Source organism: Gammaproteobacteria bacterium (assembly GCA_035279405.1).
In the GTDB taxonomy this organism is placed as follows: domain Bacteria; phylum Pseudomonadota; class Gammaproteobacteria; order Natronospirales; family REEB76; genus REEB76.
In genome coordinates this window covers 124,234-144,477 of sequence record DATEHU010000026.1, presented here as the reverse complement: position 1 = coordinate 144,477, position 20,244 = coordinate 124,234, and the positions used below count along the sequence as shown (strand labels likewise).

General features: G+C 63.6%; 17 protein-coding genes. All 17 read right to left on the bottom strand.

Going from position 1 to position 20,244, the window contains the following annotated elements; all coding sequences use genetic code 11:
• Window positions 1–14 precede the first annotated feature (14 nt).
• The 17 genes from VJR90_04140 to uppS all read right to left on the bottom strand — a co-directional run bounded on the left by VJR90_04140 (window position 15) and on the right by uppS (window position 20,243).
• Window positions 15–545: a hypothetical protein gene (locus tag VJR90_04140; GenBank protein ID HKV96669.1), complete on the bottom strand. Its 531-nt coding sequence runs from the start codon at window positions 543–545 to the stop codon at window positions 15–17.
• A 22-nt stretch (window positions 546–567) separates the two neighbouring features.
• The gene (kdsA, locus tag VJR90_04135; GenBank protein HKV96668.1) at window positions 568–1,401 is read right to left on the bottom strand and encodes a 3-deoxy-8-phosphooctulonate synthase; all 834 of its coding nucleotides are present in this window, start codon (window positions 1,399–1,401) and stop codon (window positions 568–570) included.
• The gene (locus VJR90_04130; GenBank protein HKV96667.1) at window positions 1,398–3,047 is read right to left on the bottom strand and encodes a CTP synthase; all 1,650 of its coding nucleotides are present in this window, start codon (window positions 3,045–3,047) and stop codon (window positions 1,398–1,400) included. Before VJR90_04130 ends, kdsA begins: the two co-directional genes overlap by 4 nt.
• A gap of 111 nt (window positions 3,048–3,158) precedes the next feature.
• Window positions 3,159–4,499 carry a tRNA lysidine(34) synthetase TilS gene (tilS, locus tag VJR90_04125; GenBank protein HKV96666.1) on the bottom strand — a complete coding sequence of 447 codons (1,341 nt, stop codon included), beginning with the start codon at window positions 4,497–4,499 and terminating at the stop codon, window positions 3,159–3,161.
• Window positions 4,500–4,520: 21 nt separating this feature from the next.
• A complete protein-coding gene (accA, locus tag VJR90_04120; protein ID HKV96665.1) occupies window positions 4,521–5,477 on the bottom strand; it encodes an acetyl-CoA carboxylase carboxyl transferase subunit alpha in 957 nt (318 codons plus the stop codon).
• Between the two features lie 114 nt (window positions 5,478–5,591).
• Window positions 5,592–9,104 (bottom strand): DNA polymerase III subunit alpha, encoded by a 3,513-nt coding sequence (dnaE, locus tag VJR90_04115; protein HKV96664.1) that lies wholly within the window; start codon window positions 9,102–9,104, stop codon window positions 5,592–5,594.
• 1 nt (window position 9,105) lies between these two features.
• The gene (rnhB, locus tag VJR90_04110) at window positions 9,106–9,690 is read right to left on the bottom strand and encodes a ribonuclease HII (GenBank protein ID HKV96663.1); all 585 of its coding nucleotides are present in this window, start codon (window positions 9,688–9,690) and stop codon (window positions 9,106–9,108) included.
• A complete protein-coding gene (lpxB, locus tag VJR90_04105) occupies window positions 9,687–10,883 on the bottom strand; it encodes a lipid-A-disaccharide synthase (protein ID HKV96662.1) in 1,197 nt (398 codons plus the stop codon). The genes rnhB and lpxB overlap by 4 nt, the downstream gene beginning before the upstream one ends.
• A 32-nt stretch (window positions 10,884–10,915) precedes the next feature.
• Entirely contained in the window at window positions 10,916–11,686 is a 771-nt protein-coding gene (gene lpxA / locus VJR90_04100) for an acyl-ACP--UDP-N-acetylglucosamine O-acyltransferase (GenBank protein ID HKV96661.1), read from the bottom strand.
• Entirely contained in the window at window positions 11,683–12,141 is a 459-nt protein-coding gene (fabZ, locus tag VJR90_04095) for a 3-hydroxyacyl-ACP dehydratase FabZ (protein HKV96660.1), read from the bottom strand. Before fabZ ends, lpxA begins: the two co-directional genes overlap by 4 nt.
• A 6-nt stretch (window positions 12,142–12,147) precedes the next feature.
• Window positions 12,148–13,170, bottom strand: a complete 1,023-nt coding sequence (gene lpxD, locus VJR90_04090) for a UDP-3-O-(3-hydroxymyristoyl)glucosamine N-acyltransferase (GenBank protein ID HKV96659.1) — start codon at window positions 13,168–13,170, stop codon at window positions 12,148–12,150.
• Window positions 13,171–13,183: 13 nt separating this feature from the next.
• A complete protein-coding gene (locus VJR90_04085) occupies window positions 13,184–13,735 on the bottom strand; it encodes an OmpH family outer membrane protein (protein ID HKV96658.1) in 552 nt (183 codons plus the stop codon).
• Window positions 13,736–13,752: 17 nt separating this feature from the next.
• The gene (gene bamA / locus VJR90_04080) at window positions 13,753–16,146 is read right to left on the bottom strand and encodes an outer membrane protein assembly factor BamA (protein HKV96657.1); all 2,394 of its coding nucleotides are present in this window, start codon (window positions 16,144–16,146) and stop codon (window positions 13,753–13,755) included.
• A 9-nt stretch (window positions 16,147–16,155) separates the two neighbouring features.
• Window positions 16,156–17,517 (bottom strand): RIP metalloprotease RseP, encoded by a 1,362-nt coding sequence (gene rseP / locus VJR90_04075; GenBank protein HKV96656.1) that lies wholly within the window; start codon window positions 17,515–17,517, stop codon window positions 16,156–16,158.
• Window positions 17,514–18,704 carry a 1-deoxy-D-xylulose-5-phosphate reductoisomerase gene (gene ispC, locus VJR90_04070; protein HKV96655.1) on the bottom strand — a complete coding sequence of 397 codons (1,191 nt, stop codon included), beginning with the start codon at window positions 18,702–18,704 and terminating at the stop codon, window positions 17,514–17,516. Before ispC ends, rseP begins: the two co-directional genes overlap by 4 nt.
• Window positions 18,701–19,504, bottom strand: a complete 804-nt coding sequence (locus tag VJR90_04065; protein ID HKV96654.1) for a phosphatidate cytidylyltransferase — start codon at window positions 19,502–19,504, stop codon at window positions 18,701–18,703. Before VJR90_04065 ends, ispC begins: the two co-directional genes overlap by 4 nt.
• Window positions 19,497–20,243 carry a polyprenyl diphosphate synthase gene (uppS, locus tag VJR90_04060; GenBank protein ID HKV96653.1) on the bottom strand — a complete coding sequence of 249 codons (747 nt, stop codon included), beginning with the start codon at window positions 20,241–20,243 and terminating at the stop codon, window positions 19,497–19,499. Before uppS ends, VJR90_04065 begins: the two co-directional genes overlap by 8 nt.
• Window position 20,244: the final 1 nt, after the last annotated feature.

The window sequence follows — 20,244 nt, the reverse complement described above, 5'->3', positions numbered from 1 at the left end:
ACAATAGCATCCGATCACAGAGGCTTGCTCAAGCCAAACTCGCGCGCTTTCCGAAATAACCTTACCCAAAACCGAACTCCAAAAAACAACCACAAACCAAGAAGCAGCTGCAATGCCGACGCAATCAACCATGCCAATTCATCCATATCAAATACACGGTGTTGGCCGTTAAAGAACGAGCGCGTAAACAAATGTATTAGCCAATTGACAACCTCTGGGATTGCCAAAATCACAATGATCAGACCAGCCAAGCCAACGACAATCTCCTGAATGTTGTCGCTAGACATCATGGATACATTCAACTTTCGGTCATTAGCTCCCACGAGCCAGGAAGCAATAAACGGTGATAGCGCCCAAAGTATGATTCCGGCAACGATGGGAGCAAGCACTGTGATCACAGACCAAAGATATGGATTCAAGCTATCCGAATGAAATTGCGCCGCTGAACGTACAATATACAAATTCGGCAAAAACATAATTCCGCGGACTACTAAATAGATCGCCAACAGCCTGAGCAAAATCTTCGCAAGCAATCTGGGTTCCATCGCGGTTCCTTTAGCCCCTAGCTCAAAGCTGAGATTCCACATAAGGCTTGCACTTAACCGTCGTATCCAGTTCTTTGAGTGTGCCCAACAACTCCGCCATAAGTTTGAGCGGCCAGGAATTGGGCCCGTCGCACAACGCTTTGTCGGGATCGGGATGGGTTTCCATGAACACGCCGGCCACACCGGCGCCGATAGCGGCACGCGCCAGCACCGGAATGAATTCGCGCTGCCCGCCGGAGCTTGCGCCCTGTCCGCCGGGCAACTGCACCGAGTGGGTGGCGTCGAACACCACCGGGCAGCCGGTGTCGCGCATCACCGCGAGCCCGCGCATGTCCACGACGAGATTGTTGTAGCCGAAGGAAAATCCGCGCTCACACACCAAAATTTGCGCGTTGCCGGCGGCGTGCGCCTTGTCCACCACGTTGCGCATTTCCCAGGGCGAGAGGAACTGGCCCTTCTTGATGTTGAGCGGCTTGCCGGCGCGCGCGGCGCGCTGGATGAAATTGGTCTGGCGGCACAGAAACGCGGGCGTCTGCACCACGTCCACCACGGCCGCCACTTCCTCGATGGGCGTGTCCTCGTGCACGTCGGTGAGTACCGGCACGCCCAGGGTTTTTTGCACTTTGGCAAGAATGCGCAGGCCCTCTTGCATGCCGGGACCGCGGTAGCTCTTGCCGGAGCTGCGGTTGGCCTTGTCGAAAGAGCCCTTAAAGATGTACGGAATCTTGAGCCGCCGGGTCACTTCTTTCAGATGACCGGCCACGTCCAGCGCCAGTTGCTCGCTTTCCAGCGTGTCAGGTCCGGCAATCAGAAAGAAGGGTTGGTGGTTTCCGGCTTCAAATCCGCACAGCTTCATGCGCGTGCCGCCTTGAGTGCGGGCTGCGCGGCGGCGTAGGCACGCGCGGCGCGGATGAATTCGCTGAACAGCGGATGGCCGTCGCGCGGCGTGGACGTGAACTCCGGATGGAACTGCGAGGCGATGAAGAACGGATGCCCGGGCAGCTCGATCATTTCCACCAGCTGGTCCACTGAGAAACCGGAGAACACCAGACCCTTCTTCTCCAGCGTCTCCAGGTAATTGTTGTTGAATTCATAACGATGGCGATGGCGCTCCTGGATGACGTCTTTGCCGTACACCTTGTGCGCCAGCGTACCGGACTTGAGATGTGCCGCCTGCGCACCCAGGCGCATGCTGCCACCCAGATCCGATTGCGCGCTGCGGTTTTCCGTCTGGCCGCTGCGGTCCTGCCACTCGGTAATCAGGGCGATCACCGGATGCCCTGTGCGCGGCGCGAATTCCGTGCTGTGCGCATCCTTGAGACCGGCCACGTGACGCGCGAACTCGATAACCGCCACCTGCAGGCCGAGACAGATGCCGAGATAGGGAATGCGCTGTTCGCGCGCATAACCGGCAGCTGCGATCTTGCCCTCGATGCCGCGCTCGCCGAACCCGCCGGGCACGAGGATCGCATCCATGCCGTGCAGCAGTTGCGTACCGCGCTTGGCGACTTCCTCGGAATCAATGTAGTGAATCTTGACCTCGGTGCGCGTGCGGATGCCGGCATGCTTGAGCGCCTCGTTGAGCGACATGTAGGCGTCGGCGAGATTCACGTACTTGCCCACCATGGCGACGTTGACGCTGGCTTCCGGATTGGCCCGGGCTTCCACCACCCGGCGCCACTCGCTCAGGTTGGCGGCCCGCGCGTTCACGCGCAGCATGTCCACCACAATGTCATCGAGACCCTGCTCGTGCAGGATGAGCGGGATGCGGTAGATATCGTCGGCATCGGGTGCCGAAATCACCGCGCGCTCCTCGACATTGGTGAACAGCGCGATCTTGCGGCGCGCTTCCTCGGGCAGCGGTTTGGCGGCACGGCACAACAAAATATCCGGCTGAATGCCGATGGAGCGCAGCTCCTTGACCGAGTGCTGGGTGGGCTTGGTCTTGGTCTCGCCGGAGGTGGGAATGTACGGCACCAGCGTCAGGTGCATGTACACGCACTTGCCACGGCCCGCCTCGATACCCATCTGGCGGATGGCCTCGAGGAACGGCAAGGATTCGATGTCGCCCACGGTGCCGCCGATTTCCACCATGCAGATGTCGGCGTTGCCCGCGCCCTCGCGCACACAGCGCTTGATCTCGTCGGTGATGTGCGGGATCACCTGCACCGTGCCGCCGAGGTAGTCGCCGTGGCGCTCGCGGCGGATCACGTTTTCGTAGATGCGGCCGGTGGTGAAATTGTTGCTGCGCCCCATGCGCGCGCGCACGAAGCGTTCGTAATGGCCGAGATCGAGGTCGGTTTCGGCGCCGTCCTCGGTGACGAACACTTCGCCGTGCTGGAACGGGCTCATGGTGCCGGGATCCACGTTGATGTAGGGATCCAGCTTGACCATGGTGACTTTGAGGCCGCGCGCTTCAAGCAGCGCGCCCAGCGAGGCGGAGGCGATGCCCTTTCCCAGGGAAGAAACCACGCCGCCGGTGACGAATACAAAATGAGCCATCGACACTCCCGATGCGGTGCCGGAACGGCTCCGCGAATCGGGATGACAGGGTAACAGAATCGGCCGCCTGAATGAAGCTGCGCGGCAAAAAGACCCGATGCTTGCAGTTGACTACGCTTGCAACGGCGGATGCGCATGCCACTGAATGCGCAGTCCGGGCTCAGCTTTGCCGGCGGCAAACCGGGCACACACGAACAGGCCGGCCACGGCCGCGAGTTCGTCGCCGGCATAAATCAGCGGCAGGCGCTCGCGCATCCAGGGCAATACCGCGAATTCCTGCAGCCATTTCTTCAATGGCCGGCGATGCGCGCGACCGGCCGGCCGGCAAATCTCGCCGCCGCTGCGAAACCGGATACGCAAGCCCTCCGCGGGGCACAATGCCGCACGCAGACCCTCGCCGTCCATCGTCTGCAGAGACAGGCTGCCCAAGCCAGCACCGAGGTCCAGCGCAATCCCCGGATGCAGACGCAGTTCCTCTGCCGGCGCCTCCGGCAGCGGCGCCATGGCATACAGACGCGCGCGGAAACGGCGCAATTCCGCGCCCTCCCAGTTCACGCGCGGATTGCGATCCGCGCCGGCCGCCAGCACTTCAGTAAACACCTGCTCGAGTTTGTGGGCAGGCGGTGCCGGCAATTCCAGCCTGGCGAACCAGAAACGCAGCAGATTCCCGGCGCGCGCCACGCCCAGCTTGCGCAGCGCCGCTACCGCCAGCGACCACCCCTCGCTGTCGGCGCACCGCTGCCAGTCCTCCGCCGCTACGGCGGCGAGCAATTCCACGGCCTCGCCGCAATGCCGCGCACTGCGGCTCACGGTCGCCGCGGCCGCCGGCCAGCGAGCTTTCAGCCGCGGCAGGATTTCATGGCGCAGGTAATTGCGCGCAAAGCGCGTGTCGGCGTTGCTGGGATCCTCCAGCCACTCCAAGCGTTGCAGCTCCGCCCAGGCGCGCAATTCCGCGCGTGTGAACCCGAGCAGCGGCCGCGCCAATTTTCCGGTGCCGCATTTGGCACGCGCACGCATGGCCGCCAATCCGCGCAGGCCGGCACCGCGCAGCGCCTGCAGCAGAAACGTCTCGAGTTGATCGTCTTGATGATGTGCGAGCAGCAGCAGGTCTCCCGCACGCAGCAATTTGCGGTAAGCCGCGTAACGTTGCGCACGCGCCACGGCTTCGAGACTTTCGCCCCTGGCCGGGGCCACGCTGACGTCGCGGCACTCGAGCGGCACGCTGAGCTGCGTGCACACGCGCGCACAGTGCGCCTGCCAGGCATCTGACTGCGGCTGGAGGTGATGATTCACGTGCACCGCGCGCAGTTCGCCGCCAAGTTCGGTACGGCACTGCGCCAGCGCATGCAGCAGCACGCTGGAATCCAGTCCGCCGCTGTAGGCCACCCAATAGCGCTGCGCGGCCGGAAGGCCGCGCAGTGTATTCAGCAATTTGTCGGCATCGAAGTTCACGGCGCCCGGACGAATGCAGCGTCACTCCTTGAACGTGCCAAAGGAGGTGAAGCGCTTGTAACGCATCTCCAGCAGCTCATCCATGGACACGTGCTCCAGACGGCTGAGATTGTCCACCAGCGCTTTCTTGACGGCGGTGGCCATGGCATCCACATTGCGGTGCGCGCCGCCCAGCGGTTCCTTGAGCACCGCATCAATCAGCCCGAGGTTCTTGAGGCGTTCGGCGGTGATGCCCATGGCCTCGGCGGCGTCGCTGGCCTTGTCCGCGCTCTTCCACAGGATCGAGGCGCAACCCTCGGGTGAAATCACCGAGTAAATGCTGTATTGCAGCATCAGCACGCGATCGCCCACGCCAATCGCGAGCGCGCCGCCGGAACCGCCTTCGCCGATCACGGTGGCGATGATCGGCACGCGCAGCTCGGACATCTCGAACAGGTTGCGGGCGATGGCCTCGGACTGGCCGCGTTCCTCGGCGCCCACGCCCGGGTAGGCGCCGGGCGTATCGATAAAGGTCATGAGCGGCAGGCGCATGCGCTCCGCGAGCTTCATGATGCGCAAAGCCTTGCGATAACCCTCGGGACGCGGCATGCCGAAATTGCGCCGCACTTTCTCCTTGGTATCGCGGCCTTTCTGCTCGCCGATGATCATCACCGGCCGGCCGTCGAGACGCGCGACACCCGCGACCATCGCCGCATCGTCGCCGAAGGCGCGATCGCCGTGCAGTTCTTCGAAGTCGGTGAAGATGCGCCCGATGTAATCCAGCGTGTAGGGCCGCAGCGGGTGGCGCGCGAGTTGCGCGACCTGCCAGGCGCTGAGGTTCGAGAAGATGGTCTCGGTGAGCATGCGGCTCTTGGCCTGCAGGCGCTCGATTTCGTCGGTGATGCTGACCGCGGATTCGTCGCCCACGAAGCGCAATTCCTCGATCTTGGCTTCGAGCTCGGCAATCGGCTGTTCGAATTCAAGGAAACTGAATTTCATCGCGGCGGCCGGACCTCTCAGGAAGGGCAAACGTTACCGGCTGGCCTGGCGGCGGGCAACCCCCCGGATGCACAGAGTCCGGGCTCCGGTCCACGGTCGGCGCACCCGGGACGCTCAGGCACTGGCCCGCTCACCGGCTGGTTCCATGGGGCGGGCGCCGTAATGCAACCGGACTTTGTCGGCGCCCAGCCACGCCTGCAGCCGGCGCACCAGCATCTCGGCCGGATGCACCCGCCAGGCGTCGCCCAGGAAAACCGGCACGCTGGCCTGTGCCTCCGCATAGCATACCCACACCGCGCAACGCCCCCCCAGATACGGTTTGAGTGCATCCTGCAGGCGCCCGGGGAAATCCGCTCCGGCCTGCTCCGTCCAGTCCACATCCAGGCGGCGCACGTAACGCTCGCGCAATTCGTCCACCCCATACATGTTTTTGACGGTGACGCGCCAGGCGTCGCTGAACTCGTCGAAGGTGAGCCGCCCTTCCACCACCACCACCCGGTCCTTGACCGCCAGGGTACGGAAGCGATTGAACACCTCCTCGAACAAGGTGAGTTCGAGCCGGCCGCTGCGGTCATCCAGCGTCAGGTTGACGCGGCCGCCGCGGCGGCGCATCTCCACCACCAGTCCGGCCACGGTCACGTTACGCGCGCTCGCGAACACCTGGCCGCGATCGCCGGCGGGCGGCGCGGCATCCGCAAGCTCCGCCAGGGGCGCGCTCACCACATGCTGCAGATCCGCGGCATAGCGTGTTACCGGATGACCGGTGAGATACAGCCCCAGGGTTTCGCGCTCACCGCGCAGGCGTTCGTCCTCCTCCCAGTCGGGCAGCTCGCGGGCCGATGGCTGCGCCGGCATGCGCGCCGCCGCGCCGGCCAGACCGAAGAGATCCACCTGCCCGGCGTCCTGCGCACGGCTGCCCTGATCCGCCGCCGCCAGTGCCTGCGGCAGACGCGCCATGAGTGTGGCGCGATTGATGCCGAAGGTATCCAGGGCGCCGGCACGAATCAGCGCCTCGAGCACGCGGCGATTGGCTTTCTGCAGATCGATGCGGCGACAGAAATCCTCGAGATTGCGGTAAGCGCCGTGTGCGCGGCGCTCGGCGAGCACGCCTTCGATGGCCGCCAGCCCCACGCCCTTGATGGCGCCCAGACCATAACTGATGCTGCGTGCATCGACCACCGTGAACAGGTACTCGGAACGATTGATGTCCGGCGGCCGGATTTCGAGCTCCAGCTTGCGGCATTCATCGATTAGACCGACCACCTTGTCGGTGTGATCCATGTCGGAGGACAACACCGCCGCCATGAATTCCGCCGGATAGTGCGCCTTGAGCCAGGCGGTCTGATACGCCACCAGGGAATAGGCCACGGCGTGCGACTTGTTGAAACCGTAGCCCGCGAATTTCTCCATGAGGTCGAAAATCCGGTCGGCCTTGTGAGCGGCCAGCCCGTTTCGAGCGGCGCCTTCGCGGAAAATCGTGCGCTGTTGCGCCATCTCTTCGGGCTTTTTCTTGCCCATGGCACGGCGCAGCAGATCGGCGCCACCCAGCGTGTAGCCGCCGATGATTTGCGCCATCTGCATGACCTGTTCCTGATAGACCATGATGCCGTAGGTCTCCTTCAGGATCGGCTCGACGCGCGCGTCCGGATAGACGACGGGTTCGCGCCCGCGCTTGCGCGCCACGTAATTGGGAATCAGCTCCATGGGGCCGGGACGGAACAAGGCGTTGAGTGCGATCAGGTCTTCGAAGCGGTCGGGGTGCGCGTCTTTCAGCAGACGCTGCATGCCGCCGCCTTCAAATTGGAATACCGCGACCGTGCGTGCCGCGCGGAACAGCTTGAAGACTTCCGGGTCGTCGAGCGGCAGGGTGGCGATGTCGAGCGGCGGTTCATCCTTGTCCGTACGGCGCGCGTTGATGCTCTTCACCGCCCAGTCGATGATGGTGAGCGTGCGCAGGCCGAGAAAATCGAATTTCACCAGACCCACGGCCTCCACGTCATCCTTGTCGAACTGCGTGACCGGGTGGCTGCCACCGGCTTCGCAGTACAGCGGCATGAAATCGGTGAGCTCCGCGGGCGCAATCACCACGCCGCCGGCATGCTTGCCGGCATTGCGCGCCAGGCCTTCGAGGGATTTCGCCAGATCAATCAGCTGGCGCACCTCGTCGTCTTCCTGATAGCGCTTGCGCAACTCCGGTTCCTGGGCCAGCGCCTTGTCGAGCGTCATTTCCAGCTCGAAGGGAATGAGCTTGGCAATCTGGTCCGCGTAGCCGTAGTTGTGCCCCAGCACCCGACCGACGTCGCGCACAACCGCGCGTGCAGCCATGCTGCCGAAGGTGATGATCTGCGCCACATGACCCTGGCCGTAGCGCCCGGCCACGTAGTCAATCACGCGATCACGCCCCTGCATGCAGAAGTCCACGTCGAAGTCCGGCATGGAGACGCGTTCGGGATTGAGGAAACGCTCGAACAGCAAATGGTGCTGCAACGGATCGAGATCGGTGATGCCGAGCGCGTACGCCACCAGCGAGCCCGCTCCCGAGCCTCGGCCCGGACCCACGGGCACGCCGTGCTCGCGCGCCCAGCGGATAAAATCCGCCACGATCAGGAAGTAGCCGGCAAATCCCATGCGCAGAATCACGTCGACTTCGCTCGCCAGACGTTCGCGGTAAGGCTGCATGTGTGCGCTGTCCTCAACCGCGGCCACGGCATGCAGCCGCCGCGCGAGCCCGCGCTCGGCCTCGGCACGCAGAAAGCTCCCGATATCCATGCCGGACGGCACCGGATAGGCCGGCAGGAAATTTTTCCCCGCCTCCAGGCTGAAATTGCAGCGGCGCGCGATCTCGACGCTGTTTTCCAGGGCTTCCGGCAGATCCGCGAAGCGCTGCTGCATTTCCGCCGTGCTGCGCAGGTACTGCTGTTCGCTGTAACGCCGCGGCCGCCGCACATCGTTGAGCGTGTAGCCCTCCTGGATGCAGACGCGCGCCTCGTGCGCACCGAAGTCCGCGGCCTGCAGGAAACGCACGTCGTTGGTGGCCGCCACCGGCAAGCCGCTGCGTGCCGCCAGGGCCACCGCCGTGCGCAGATATTCCTCCTCGCCTTCACGCCCGGTGCGCTGGAGTTCCAGATAAAAGCGCTGCGGAAACCACCGCGCCCATTCCTCAAGCAGCGACTGCGCCTGGGCGTCGCGGCCGGCGAGCAACGCGCGGCCGATCTCGCCCTCACGCGCGCCGGACAGGGCGATCAATCCGGTACAGTGTTCCGCCAGCCAGGCGCGCTCCAGCACCGGTTGGCCGCGTTGCTGACCCTCGAGATAGCTGCGCGTAATCAGCTGCGACAGATTGCGATAGCCGCGTGCATCGCAGCACAACAGCGTAAACCGGCTGCTGCTGTCCGCCTCGGTGTCGCGCAGGCGCAAATCCGCGCCGATCAGCGGCTTGATGCCGGCGGCTTCCGCCGCGCGGAAAAACTTCACGAGTGCAAACACATTGCCCTGATCGGTGAGCGCCACGGCCGGCATGTCCGCCGCCGCCACGGCCTCTACCAATTCGGGAATGCGGATCACGCTGTCGGCCAGCGAATACTCGCTGTGCAGGCGCAGGTGCACGAAACCCGGAGCCGCACTCATCTCAGTGCTCCAGGACGCGCCGCACCGGCGCGAATGAAAGGCGGTGGATGCTGCAGGGTCCGTGACTTGCGAGCGCCCGCAGGTGTGCCGGCGTCGGATAACCCTTGTGCAGCGCAAAACCATAATGCGGAAATTCCGCATCCATGCGGCACATGAGCGCGTCGCGTTCAACCTTGGCAAGAATCGACGCGGCACTGATCGCGGCTACGCTGCAATCGCCCTGCACGCGCGCCTCTGTCGGGCAGTCCAGGCGTGGGCACACATTGCCGTCCACCAGCACGCGCTGCGGCGTCACCGCCAATGCCATCACCGCGCGCTGCATCGCCAGCAGCGAGGCCTGCAGGATGTTGATGCGATCGATCTCCGCGGCATCCGCCCAACCCACTGCCCAGGCCACGGCCAGCGCGCGAATTTCAGCCGCAAGCGTTTCGCGGCGCGCGGCCGTGAGTTGTTTGGAATCGCGCAATCCCGCTATCGGCACTGCGGCGCGCAGAATCACCGCGGCGGCGGCCACCGGACCGGCAAGCGGCCCGCGTCCGGCCTCGTCCACGCCGGCGACCAGAATATGGCTGTGTGCCTGTGTCATGAGATCGCACCATCGGCGCGCGACCGCGTGCGCGCCTGCGGCGTCGCCGCCGGTCGTTGCAGCAGAGCGAGAACCGCGGCGGCGGCACGCTCGTTCGCGCCCAAGCGCAAGCCCCGTTCCAGCTCGGCAAAACTCTGTAATTGGGCATCGCGCGCACGCGCATCCTGCAGCAGGCGCAGTATGGCATTGCCGAGATTGAGCGGCAGCGCCCGGTATTGCAGAAATTCCGGTACCACCTCCCGGCCCGCCAGCAGATTCGGCAAGGCCACATGCGGCACTCGCAACAGTCCCAGGCCCTTGACCAGCGCGTAGCTGCCGGCGGACAGGCGGTAGGCGACCACCATCGGGCAGCGCCACAACATGGCTTCCAGGGTGGCGGTGCCGGAGGCAATGAGTGCGGCATTGGCCGCTCCCAGAATCTCCTGCGCATGCCCCTCGATCACGGTGACCGGAAGATCGGGCACCAGCATGCGCACCTGATTCTTGATATGGCGGCTGAGCGCCGGCGATGCGGCGGGCATGGCGAATCTTAGCTGCGGCAGGTGGTTCGCCAGCCACTGCGCGGTTTCCAGGAACACCGGCAGCAGGCGTTCCACCTCGGTGAAACGGCTGCCGGGCAACAAGGCCACCAGCGCATCCTCGACCGGCAGATGCAGGCCGCGACGCAACGCGCCGCGGTCCAGACTGCGCGGCGCGCGATCCGCAAGCGGGTGGCCGACGTACACGGCATGAAATCCATGTTGCGCGTACAGCGGCTGTTCAAATGGCAACAGCGTGAGCACCAGCTCCGCGGCCTTGCCGACCTTGAATACACGGCGTGCGCGCCAGGCCCAGATCGAAGGGCTGACGTAATGTACGGTGCGGATTCCGGCCTTGCGCAACCTGGATTCGAGACCGAGATTAAAATCCGGCATGTCGATGCCGATGAGCACATCGGGACGGTGTTGCAGGAAATGTTTGTACAGGCGCCGGCGCAGCCGCATCAAACGCGGCAGGTGCGCCAGCACTTCGGTGATGCCCATGACCGCAAGCGTCTCGGCGTGTACCAGGGGCCGGCAACCGGCCGCGATCATCGCCGGGCCCGCGGCGCCCTCGAATTCGGCATCCGGCACGCGCGCACGGATGGCGCGCATCAGCCCGGCCCCCAACTGGTCGCCGGAACTTTCGCCTGCAATCATTCCAATTCGCAACATGCCCGGCTGCGCCCCGCTGTCCTGCCGTACTCTCAGCGCGTGATACTGCGCTCGCTCGCTTCCAGAAACTCCACCAGGCATTGCAACTCGGATTGAGTGGCGCTCAGCGCGCGCAGCTTGGCGAGCGCTTCCGCAAGACGCAGATCCGAACGATACAACACCCGGTAGGCGTTTTTGATGTTACGCAGCTGCGCGGCATCGAATCCACGGCGACGCAGGCCTTCGCTGTTGATGCCGCGCGGCTCGGCCGGTGTGCCGGAAATCATCATGTAGGGCGGAACGTCGCGGCTCAGGTCCACGTTCATGCCGGTAAAACTGTGGGTACCGATGCGGCAGAACTGGTGCACTTTGGTGAACCCGCCGAGTATCGCCCAGTCCTCGATGTTCACGTGCCCGGCAAGCGTGGCATTGTTGGCCATGATGATGTGATTGCCCAATTGGCAATCATGCGCCACATGCACGTAGGCCATGATCCAGTTGTCGTTGCCAATGGTGGTTTTGCCGCGGTCCTGCGCGGTACCGCGATTGATGGTGACGCATTCAAAGAATGTGTTGCGGTCGCCGATTTCCAGCCAGGTCGGCTCGCCGTGATATTTCATGTCCTGGGGAATGCCGCCGATCGAGGCAAACTGGAAGACGCGGTTGTCGCGGCCGATGCACGTGGGACCCTGGATCACGGCATGCGGCCCGATCACCGAGCCCGCACCGATTTCCACCTGCGCACCGATGACCGCGAAGGCCCCGACCGTGACATCCGCCGCCAGCCGTGCGCCCGGATCCACGGCGGCGCGCGCGTCAATCAAGCCTCGAACTCCCGCGCCGCGCACATGAGTTCCGCTTCCGCAACCATCTGGCCATCCACCTCGGCGTGGGTGGCGAATTTCCACACGCCGCGTTTGTCCCACAGGTATTCCACCTTGAGCAGCACCTGGTCGCCGGGTTCCACCGGTTTCTTGAAGCGCGCCTTGTCGATGCCGACGAAATAGTACAGTTCGTTGGCCTGGGGCGCGTGGCCCAGACTGGCAAATGCCAACAGCCCCGTGGCCTGGGCCAGGGCCTCGAGGATCAGCACCCCGGGCATCACCGGCCGATGGGGAAAATGACCGGGGAAAAACGGTTCATTGATGGTGACGTTCTTTATGGCGACCAGGCGCTTGCCGGGCACGCACTCCAGCACCCGATCCACCAGCAGGAACGGGTAGCGGTGCGGCAGTTGACGCAGGATCGCGTGTATATCCAGGGACGATGCCGTTGACATGCTGTTTCAGTCCTTCAACTTTTGCTCAAGCTGTTGCAGACGCCGCGCCAGATCATCCAGCTGACGGAAGCGCACGCTGTTCCTGCGCCATTTTGCCGCACGATCCATAGGGGCGCTGCCGGAGTACACCCCGGGCGCGTGTATCGAGTGGCTCACCAGGGTCATCGCGGTAATCACGACATCGTCGGCAATCTCGATGTGCCCGACGATGCCGGCGGCGCCGCCGATCATGCAGCGTTTGCCGATGCGCGTGCTGCCGGCAATCGCCACGCAACCGGCGATGGCGGTGTGCGCGCCGATGTGCACGTTATGCCCGATCTGAATCTGATTATCCAGCTTCACGCCATTCTCGATGCGCGTGTCATCGAGCGCACCGCGATCAATGGTGGTATTGGCGCCGATTTCCACGTCGTCACCGATTACCACCGAGCCCAGTTGTGGAACCTTGACCCAGCGTTCGTCGTCGCGCGCGATACCGAAGCCGTCCGCGCCGATGACCGCACCGGCATGAACCAGCACGCGCCTGCCGATCTGCACGCGCTCGGCGAGCGTGACGTTGGCCACCAGATGCGAGTGTTCGCCCACCTGCGCCGCGCGCAGCACTACGCAGTTGGGTCCGACGGCAGCACCGGCGGCAATCTCCGCCGTCTCCTCAATCACCGCCCCGGGACCAATCCAGGCGCTGGCGGCAATTTTGGCTGCGGGATGCACCCGGGCGGCGGGATCAATTCCCTGCCGAGCCGGCGCTGCCGGCGCCAGCATGGCGGCGACACGCGCATACGCCAGATACGGGTTGGACACCACCAGTGCGGGCACCGGGCAGGCGTCCGCATCGGCCGGCGCCAGAATCACTGCCGAGGCGCGCGTGCCCGCCAGATAACGCCGATAGTGCGGATTCGAAAGAAAGCTGATACTGCCGCGACCTGCATGCTCCAGCGTGGCTACGCTGTGGACACGCACACTGGCATCGCCGCGTACCTGTGCCCTGCAGCTTTCCGCCAGTTCGGCCAGCGTGTATTCCGCCGCCACGCGCCGCTCGACCTCAACTACCGCCCGTGGCCGCCGCAGGGGCCGACGCCTTGTAGTCCTTTTGCAACTGCGCCAGCACCTGATCGGTCACGTCCACCGTGCCGTCGGCATACACGATGCCCAGGCCGACGATCAGGTTGTAATTGTGCGCCTTGGCAAAGGCCTGCACTTCCTTGACCACGACTTCCTGGATGGCGCCGAGCTTCTGGTTCTGCCATTGATTCAAGTCCGCCTGAAAATCGCTTTCCTTGCGGCTCAAATCCTGCTGATCGGCATCCAGCTGATTCTGCAGGCTTTGCAACTGTGAGGCGCTCATCACCGAGCCATTGCGGTTGATCTGCTCCTGCAAGGCCTTGACCTTGTTTTCCTGCGCAAGCAGCGTGCTGCGCCGACTGCCGAATTTCTTCTGCATGTCTGCTTCCGCCGCTTTGGCCTGTGGCGACTCCTTCATCAAGGCTTGCATGTTGACTACGCCGATCTTGAGTTCCGCGGCACGCAGCGTCCCGGCGCCGAGCAACAGCGCGGCAACGGCGACCATCAGCAACATACGGTAAGCGAATCGCATAGTGATCTCCGTAACCATCAGAAATAAGTACCGAGGGTGAACTGGAAGCGCTCCGTCAAATCCCCGGGTTTGGGATTCAGCGGGAAAGCATAACTGAATTTCATAGCGCCGAGCGGTGTCAGGAAGGTGGCGGCCAGGCCCGCGGAAACCCGCAGCCGATTCCAGCGAAAATCACCGGGATCGGCAAACGCATTGCCCGCATCGATGAACAGTGCCCAGCGGCTTGAGCCGGTACCCCCGGTGCCGGAGGTATTGTCACTCTTGCCGAAATTCGGGAATATCAGCTCGTTTTGGATCCAGAAATCAGCACGCCCGCCAAACGGAAAGCCGTAGGAATCCTTGGGGCCGAGTGTCGCCACCTGCCAGCCGCGCACCGTGTCCGCGCCACCCACGAAGAAATTCTTGTAAGGCGGGTAGGTGGCGGTCTTGCCATAGGGTGCGCCGTAATCGGCTTCGCCGTTGATGCCGTAAATGAATCCCTTGAACAGCGGGATGAAGGCCAGCTGCTGGTAGGTGAGTATGTAGTATTGCTGATCGAATCCCGGCAAAGCCGCGGTCAGACTCAGGGTTTCCTGCGAGCCGCTGGTCGGGAAGATAATGCGATCGCGGGTATCTCGTACATAACTCAACTTGCCCTCAAGCGTGTTGTACTGCAGCGCCGGGTATGGACACAGGAAAAAGAATCCGCGCGCATCCGAGCAGGCACCCAGCGTATTCACGACTTTGCCGTTCTGCGGATTGGAAATGAAAGCCACGTATTGCTGTGACGAGCCCGATTGCGTGAACAGCTCATTGTGCGAATACGTTGCGCCCAAGCCCCACCAACTCACCTCGGTGAGCGGCATGAGAAAGCTCAGGCTGCCGCCGTAGGAATTAGTGGACAGCGGTGCGCTGTTGACGGTGATGGAAGAAGACTGGCTCTGGAACAGGGAAATCGTGCGGCTCACGCCATTCACGGTCCAATAGGGATCGGTGAAACTTCCGGAATAAGTGTGGCCGATGTAGGTACGGTTGGCATTGATTTCCAGCCGCTCGCCGGTTCCCAGGAAATTGGCGTTCACGATCTGCCCGCTCAACACCAGGCCGCTCAGGCTGCCGTAGCCCACTCCCACCTGCGCCGTGCCCGCCGGGCGCTCGGTGAGCGTGTAATCCACGTCCACCATGTCATTGGTTCCGGGCACCGGCACGGTTTTGACCGTCGCATTTTCCACCCACGGCAGACGATTGAGGCGCACCCGTGAACGCTCGACGTCCACGTTCGACAGCCACGTGCCCTCGAACTGGCGCATCTCGCGGCGGAACACCACGTCATCGGTACCGGAACTGCCGCTGAAATTGATATGCCGCACGTACACCCGCGGGCCGGGCTCGACAAAGAACGTGATGGATACCAATTTATCCTTGCGATCGATGTCGGGAATGGAATTGACCTTGGCAAAACCATAGCCGTCCTCGCCCAGCCGCGCCTGCATCAGCTTGGTGGTGGTGGTGGCAAGCTGCAGGGAAAACGTCTCGCCCGGCTTGACCAGCACCAGTTTGCGCAATACCGCTTCCGGCACCACGAACTGGCCCGCAAGCTTCACGTCCTTGACCTTGTAAATCGCGCCCTCGCTGATATTCACCGTGATGTACACGCTGGTGCGATCCGGCGAGATCGCCACTTGCGCGGAATCCACGGCAAAGTCCGCGTAGCCGCGGTCCATGTAATACGAGCGCAAGGACTCCAGATCGCCGACCAGCTTTTCACGCGCGTATTCGTCGGAGCTGCCGAAAAAGGTCCAGAAATCCGCCACCTTGAGCTTGAATACATCGCGCAGCTCATCCTCCGAGAACGCATGGTTTCCGACGATGTCGATGGCGCGGATCTTGGCGGTCGCCCCTTCGTTGATCTTCACCGCCACGTTGACGCGGTTGTCACCGATGTCGGTGATCGTGGGCGTGATGACCACACCGTAGTGGCCGTGGCTGTAGTACTCGTCGGTGAGCTGCTGCAGGAATCCATCCAGGGTCACGCGGTTAAAGATCTGCCCGGTGGACAGGCCGGCTTTGGTGAGATTTTTGTTGAGGTCGTCGCTCTTGATAAGCTTGTTGCCGGTGACCACGAAGCTCGCAATCGAGGGACGCTCCTGCACGACGATGATGAGCGTATCGCCGTCGCGGCGCATGGCGACGTCGCGGAAAAATCCGGTCTTGTAAAGCGCGCGGATGGCGTCCTGGATGCGGGTGGCGTCGATCTGATCGCCGATATTGATGGGCAGATAGTCGAAGACCGTGCCCTGGGAAATGCGCTGCAGGCCGACGATCTCGATCTTCTTCACCACGAACGACTCATCCGCCCGGGCGGCAGGAAGAGTGAGCATCAGGACAAACAGCGTTGCCAGGATTATCCCGGTGCCTTTTAACAGACCCACTCGTCCTCCTTACCCAAACAGTCGCAGCAGATCGTTGTAGACGGCAAAACCCAGCAACATCAGGATCAGCGTCAACCCGATACGCTGACCGGTCATCTCCGCCTGGGCGGACAGGGGTGAACCCTTGATCGCCTCCATGACGTAGTACAGCAGGTGGCCGCCGTCCAGCACCGGAACCGGCAACAGATTCAGCACCCCGAGGCTGATACTCACGATGGCCAGAAACGCAAGAAACGGCACCAGGCCGCTCTCCGCGGTGTAGCCAGCGTAGCGCGCAATGTCTATCGGCCCGCTCAGGTTGCGCAGCGAAACCTTGCCGATCACCATGTTCCAGGAAGCATCCAGGGTGAGCCAAGCCAGGCTGCCGGTGCGCACCACGGCACGGCCCAGAGCGGCCGCGGGATTATACCGTTCTTCGGACTCCAGACGCTGCAACACCCAGGCGGGATACCCGAGCTCGGCGCCGATGTGACCGACGACTTTGCCGTCAACTTCCTGCGCGCCCACGCGCAGCGATAAATTCAGCCGCTGCTTGCCCCGTTGCACCAGGATCTCGAGCGTCTGCTGTGGCGCAGCCTGCAGAACTTTCGCCAGTTGGCCCGGACCGGTAAGTGCCGTGCCGCCGACTTCGAGAATGACATCTCCCGGTTTCAGCCCCGATTGCCGGGCGGTGCCATCCGCGGCCAACTGTCCCACCACGGGCGCGGCCTGCGGTTGCCACTGGCTCAATCCCAGACCTGTGAGTAGTGCTCCCGGCATCGTGAGCGCACGGGTGTCGGCAGCGGGAAGCAGCAACTGGCGTTCGGCATGTTGCGGAGTACGTACGGTCACTTCGATGCGATGGCTCTGCAACACGCCTTCGAACAGGTGCACGACCGCGGTATCCCAGGTAGGCGTGGCGTGACCGTTGACGGACACAATCTCGTCCTGCGGCTGCAAACCGGCGATTGCGGCGGGCGAGCCGGCCCGGATCTCGCCCACGATTGGGCGAATGCCGGGCACGCCGATCATGAAAATCACCCAATAGGCAATGATCGCAAACACGAAATTGAAGCCCGGTCCGGCCAGCACCGACAGAAACCGCTTGGGCAATGACTGGCGGTTGAAAGCCAGGTGTTTCTCGGCCTCCGGCACCTCGCCCTCGCGCTCGTCGAGCGGTTTGACGTAGCCGCCGAGTGGCAGCCAGCCGACGGCGATTTCAGTGGACTCAGGAGTACGCTGCCAGCGCAGCAGCGGTTTGCCGAAAAATACGGAGAAACGCAGCACCTTGATGCCGAAGGCGCGCATCACGACGAAGTGGCCGAACTCGTGCCAGATGATGAGCACGCAGATGGCCACCAAAAACGCGCCGATGCTGATAAGTACGTTCACGACGCCTGCCCCATCACCTGCGCGGCAATCCCGGTCGCCATGCTGCGCGCACGCCGGTCACAGTCGAGCACCTCTTCAATGGAACCAGCGGCCGCGGAAGGACAGCGTTCCAGGGTCTCGCTCACCACCTCGGCAATCGCCGTGAACCGCAGCCGTTCCGACAAAAACGCCTGCACCGCGATTTCGTTGGCAGCGTTCAGCACCAGCGGCGCGCTGCCACCGGTCTTGGCCGCTTCGATGGCCAGACTCAAGCACGGGAACGCCGCGAAATCCGGCGGTTCAAAATCCAGATGCGCCACACCGAACAGGTCCAGCGGCTGGATGCCGGCCTGGATGCGCTCCGGCCAGGCGAGCCCGCAGGCGATGGGCGTGCGCATGTCCGGATTGCCGAGCTGCGCCAGCACCGAACCGTCGGCATATTCCACCAGCGAGTGCACCACGCTCTGCGGATGCACCACCACATCGATGCGCTCGGGCGGCAGGTCAAACAGCCAGCATGCCTCGTTCACTTCCAGGCCCTTGTTCATGAGCGTGGCGGAGTCCACCGAAATCTTGCGCCCCATTTTCCAGCGCGGATGCGCACACGCCTGATCCGGCGTGGCCGTGTGCCGCCGTTCCCGCGACCAGCCGCGGAACGGCCCACCCGAGCAGGTGAGCAGCAGGCGGCGTACACCCTCGGGACGTGCGCCGGCACGATACCCGTTCGGCATGCACTGAAACAGCGCGTTGTGCTCGCTGTCGATTGGCAGCAGTTCGGCGCCGTAACTGCGCACCGCCTGCATGAACAGCGCACCGCTCATGACCAGCGATTCCTTGTTGGCGAGCAGCACGCGCTTGCCGGCCTTGACGGCGGCCAGCGTCGCGAGCAGCCCGGCCGCGCCCACGATCGCAGCCATCACGCAGTCGCTCTCCGGCAGCGCCGCGACGTCTTCCAGGGCGCGCGCACCCGCGAGCACTTCGGTTTTCAGGCCTTGCGCCTTGAGCTGCGCGCGCAATTCCCGTGCCGCGGCCTCCTCCACCATCACCGCATAATCCGGCTGGTGCTCGCGGCACTGGCCGAGCAGGCGCTCGACATTGCTGCGCGCCGTCAGCGCCACCACGCGGTAGTCCTCGCGATGGCGCCCGACGACATCCAGGGTGCTCATGCCGATGCTGCCGGTGGCGCCGAGGATCGTCACGCCCTTCATTTCAGGCGCTCCAGGATCGCCAGACCCAGCCAGAAAGCCGGCAGCGCGGCCGTCAGGCTGTCAATGCGGTCGAGCACGCCGCCGTGACCGGGAAACAGCCGGCCGCTGTCCTTGAGCGCGGCTTCACGTTTGAACATGCTTTCGGAAAGATCGCCCACGATGGACAGCCAGCCTGTGAGTACACACACCAGAATAAGAGCATAGCCGCCGGCCGGCAGCGCCCAGAACACACCGGCGCAGGCTACAGCCAGTAGCGCCAGCGTAGCACCGGCGACGCCCTCCCAGGTTTTGCCGGGGCTCACTTCGGGCGCAAGCTTGCGCCGCCCGAAGGCCCGCCCGGCGAAATACGCGGCAATATCCGCCGCCCAGATCAGCACCAGCAGGAACAGCAGCTTGCGCCGGCCGTCGACACTGGCATGCAGTGCGATGGTGGCAACCCACGCGGGCAGGATTGTCAGCAGGCCGCACAGCAATTTTACGGGCAGCGCAAATTCCCTGCGCCAGACGGCGATCCAGACGAGCGCGAACAACCACCAGCCCAGCGCCGCCCCAGTCGTGATCCACAGCACCCAATTGTTGTGCCGCAGCACCCAGAAGCAGATGAGCAGCACCGCCAGCAGCAGTGTGAAAGCGGCTTGCAGCCACGGCGCGCGCAGTCTGGACAGGGCGGTCCATTCCCACGCGGCCACCAGCGCCACCACTCCGGCCGCCAGACCCAGCGCCCAAGTGGGTGCAAACCACACCAGCGCCACGACTGCCGGCACCAGGATTGCGGCGGTGAGGATGCGCAGCTTAAGCATGATCCGCGTCCCGGGTCTGTTCGGGTGTGCGGCCGAAACGCCGCTGGCGTTGCGCAAACCAGCTCAACGCCGCCTCCAGCGCCGCAGCATCAAAATCCGGCCACAGCACCTCGGTGAAATACAGCTCGGTGTACGCCAGATTCCACAACAGAAAATTGCTGATGCGCTGTTCGCCACCGGTGCGGATGAAGAGATCGGGATCCGGCAGCTCCGCGAGCGCCAGCGCATGCGACACTTGCGGTTCGTCCAACTCCTCGACACGCAAGCGCCCGCTTACGGCCTCGCCCACCAGGCGCCTCGCGGCCTGCAACAAATCCCAGCGTCCACCGTAACCCGCCGCGATGTTCAACACCAGGCCGTTATTGCCGGCCGTCAACTCTTCGGATTCACGCATGCCCTGTTGCAGCGCCGCCGAAAACTGTTCACGTGCACCGATGAAGCGCATGCGTACCTTGTTCTTGTGCAGTTCCGCGATTTCGCTTTCCAGCGCGTTCATGAACAAGCCCATGAGACTGCCAACCTCCGGCTGCGGGCGCCGCCAGTTCTCGCTGCTAAAGGCAAACAGGGTGAGTGCGCCGATGCCGCGTTGCACGCAGGCCTCGATCAGGCGGCGCGCCGCGGTGAGACCTGCACGATGGCCGGCCTGGCGCGGCAGCAGACGACGCTGCGCCCAGCGGCCATTACCGTCCATGATGACGGCAATGTGGCGCGGCAGACTAGAGCCTTCATCTTTCGTCATG